The organism is Staphylococcus sp. EG-SA-2, from assembly GCF_017152085.1.
Genome location: NZ_JACYHC010000553.1, coordinates 1 through 3,250, shown reverse-complemented (window position 1 = coordinate 3,250; position 3,250 = coordinate 1). Strand labels below are relative to the sequence as shown.

4 protein-coding genes are annotated in these 3,250 nt (G+C 29.9%); 2 read left to right on the top strand and 2 right to left on the bottom strand.

The window, feature by feature from the left end; genetic code table 11:
* Positions 1 to 85: 85 nt before the first annotated feature.
* Positions 86 to 1,363 (bottom strand): cation:dicarboxylate symporter family transporter, encoded by a 1,278-nt coding sequence (locus IDG60_RS09350; RefSeq protein WP_001173165.1) that lies wholly within the window; start codon positions 1,361 to 1,363, stop codon positions 86 to 88.
* 181 nt (positions 1,364 to 1,544) lie between these two features.
* Positions 1,545 to 1,910 (bottom strand): DUF3139 domain-containing protein, encoded by a 366-nt coding sequence (locus IDG60_RS09345; RefSeq protein WP_000727537.1) that lies wholly within the window; start codon positions 1,908 to 1,910, stop codon positions 1,545 to 1,547.
* A 397-nt stretch (positions 1,911 to 2,307) separates the two neighbouring features.
* On the opposite strand from IDG60_RS09345, the gene IDG60_RS09340 reads away from it, so the two are divergent.
* The gene (locus IDG60_RS09340) at positions 2,308 to 2,754 is read left to right on the top strand and encodes a MarR family winged helix-turn-helix transcriptional regulator (protein WP_000289215.1); all 447 of its coding nucleotides are present in this window, start codon (positions 2,308 to 2,310) and stop codon (positions 2,752 to 2,754) included.
* A 215-nt stretch (positions 2,755 to 2,969) separates the two neighbouring features.
* A partial coding sequence (locus tag IDG60_RS09335) for an Hsp20/alpha crystallin family protein (protein WP_206160646.1) occupies positions 2,970 to 3,250 on the top strand: 281 nt, incomplete at its 3' end.

Below are 3,250 nucleotides of genomic sequence, written 5' to 3'. Positions count from 1 at the left end.
TTCGGTTCGCCTGCGCTTTTGCGCATGCATAAAAGCCCCTAACAACCAAAGGTTGTAAGGGGCTTTAAATGTCAGATAGTATTTTTTAAATTGATTTTAAATATTCTTGACCTTTTGCTTTGTCATATACGTTTTCCCATTTAGCTATAACGATTGTTGATAATGCGTTACCAATAACGTTTACACATGTACGTACCATATCTAAGATACGGTCAACACCAATAATTAATGCTAAACCTTGTGCCGGTAAGCCCATGGCACCTAATGTTGTTAATAAAACAACGATTGAAGTTCCTGGTACTGCCGCCATACCTTTAGACGTAATCATTAATGTTAACATCAACACAATTTGCTCTGATAATGTTAAGTGCATTCCATACATCTGTGCAACGAATAATGCTGCAATAGATTGATAAAGTGCTGATCCGTCTAAGTTAAACGTATAACCAATTGGTATAACAAAAGAAGTAATTTCTTTTGGAGAACCGAAGTTTTCCATTTTCTTCATCATTACAGGAAGTACAGCTTCCGAACTTGATGTAGAAAATGCTAAAAGCAATTCACTTTTCAAGATTCTAATAATATTCATGATATTAATACCACACATCCATGCAACTAGTCCTAGTATAGCGAATACAAAGAACACCATTGCAAAGACAACAACTAATACTAATTTTAATAGTGGTAATAATGCGGATGCACCAAATGTAATAATTGTAGTACAAATGAATGCAAACACTCCAAGTGGTGCTAATTTTAAAATTTTATTAATCATCCAGAACACAGCTTCAAGCGATCCGCTTAAAAATTCTTTAACTGGTTCTGCTTTTTTACCTACAGCAGCTAATCCTAATCCAAAGAATACTGCGAAGAAGATAATAGGTAATAATTCACCCTTATTTAAAGCTTCAAAAAAGTTTGTCGGAATAATATGTACAATGGTATCAATAAAATGATTTCCATATGTAGATTGTTCTGCTGCATGTGCAGTTGATTGATATTTAGAAATATCACCTTTAGGTAATTTTGTTGGGTCTAATCCAGCACCTGGTTTAAATAGGTTACCGAAGATAATCCCTAAACCTATTGCGATTGTTGTAATAATTTCAAAGTATAAAATTGTTTTCCAGCCATAACGCCCTACAGTTTTCGATTCCCCAACGTTCGAAATAGAAAGCGCTAGTGAGCAAAATACAACTGGTATAACGATCATTTTAATTAAATTTAAAAATACGTCACCAAATGGTTTAATGTAATTTGCTACGTTTTCTTGTCCATATAATAAAAGTCCTACGACAACACCTAACACTAATGCAATAACAACTTGCATAGGTAGGCTAATTTTTCTCTTGAATAGAGCCATAGTACAAACTCCCCTTCATCTGACATCACTCAATTATATCAGAAAATTGATAATTATCTATAAAAAATTAAAATATTTATCTTTTATAGATGTCAAAAATCACTAATTTCCATACAAAAACTGTTTACCTCAAATAATTAAAATTGAAGGCACTAAACTGTTTCACCAGTTTAACGTTTCACTATTTTGATGGTTTATAATTTTGATTGAAATATTTATGCTTTGCAGTTTTCAAACTTTTCTTAGTCTCTGTATCAAAGCCTTCAACAAATAATCCTTTATTAGTACTGATTGGTTGCACAACATAAGTTACACCAGGTTCATCTTTAAACGTAACTTCCTTATAGAAGAGACCTTTTTTAGCACTATACTCTGTTTTTTCTGATTTAATTTTATCTTTTAGATTTTTCTCTTCCAAGTAACTGTCAATTAGTTGAATATTCTTATGGCCTTGATATGTTTTCAGACCAAAGAAAAATGCTACTGCAACAATTAATGAAATAAATAATATAATGATAACTTTAATCGCGTTTTTTTTCTTCTTCATTATGTAACTCCTTTTTGCTTATCTATTCAGTATGAACGAATCAATTTATTTAATAAAGAGTTTTTACCAGATTGTAACAAATTTTTTTATTCTCAATATTATTATAGAAATCGAATTACATACACGATGCTTTTAAAAAATTTAATAACAAATTTTATTTTACTATCTATCAAAATAATTGACTACTTTTAACAATTAAGGATGATACAATTACATTTTTTTCAATTTAAAAAATCAGTCATATCAGTAATTACCGATGAAAATACTAAGATATCGATATATTTTGCATTATTTAACATTTAAATTCAATTATAGACAATTCAATAATTGCGATGAAATCAGTACTTGACAACTATTACACTTCATAATATTGTTTATTTTAACAAGGAGTGATTGGATGTATGTAGAAAACAGCTATCTTAGCAAGCAGTTGTGTTTTTTATTTTATGTTTCTTCAAAAGAAATAATTAAAAAATACACAAACTATCTTAAGGAATATGATTTAACCTATACTGGTTACATTGTTTTAATGGCGATTGAAAATGATGAAAAACTTAACATCAAAAAATTAGGTGAACGTGTATTCTTAGATTCTGGAACACTGACACCATTACTAAAGAAATTAGAAAAGAAAGATTACGTTGTTCGAACACGTGAAGAGAAAGATGAAAGAAACCTACAAATTTCTCTAACAGAACAAGGTAAAGCAATAAAAAGCCCTCTTGCTGAAATTTCTGTTAAGGTCTTTAATGAATTCAACATTTCAGAACGAGAAGCATCAGATATAATTAATAATTTGCGGAATTTTGTTTCTAAAAATTTTGACTATTCCGACAGAAAGTAACTCCCTATCATAAGGTGATGGGCAGAAGTATGCATCGCTATGTTTATTCATTATCTTTATTGCTTGTATAAATCTCGATGCTCAGTTCTTTTGCCCTGATTCCTTATCAGGCACAAATCTACCCATTTATAACTTTTTTATCTCCCCTTTTACTTTATCTTTTTTAATACTACTCATATAATGGCTTTGTAATACAAATTTCTATAATGGAAGTGATGATATTGAACTTCAATCAATTCGAGAATCAAAACTTTTTTAACGGTAATCCAAGTGATACATTTAAAGATTTAGGTAAACAAGTATTTAATTACTTTTCAACACCTTCATTTGTAACGAATATATATGAAACAGACGAATTATATTACTTAGAAGCTGAACTAGCAGGTGTAAATAAAGAAGATATTAGTATCGATTTCAATAATAATACGCTCACTATTCAAGCTACTAGAAGCGCAAAATACAAATCTGAACAACTCATTTTAGATGAGCGTAACTT

Excerpts from the sequence above, each read along its gene's own strand:
- IDG60_RS09350 (WP_001173165.1), bottom strand. The coding sequence starts at position 1,363 with ATGGCTCTATTCAAGAGAAAAATTAGCCTACCTATGCAAGTTGTTATT.
- IDG60_RS09340 (WP_000289215.1), top strand. The coding sequence starts at position 2,308 with ATGTATGTAGAAAACAGCTATCTTAGCAAGCAGTTGTGTTTTTTATTT.
- IDG60_RS09345 (WP_000727537.1), bottom strand. The coding sequence starts at position 1,910 with ATGAAGAAGAAAAAAAACGCGATTAAAGTTATCATTATATTATTTATT.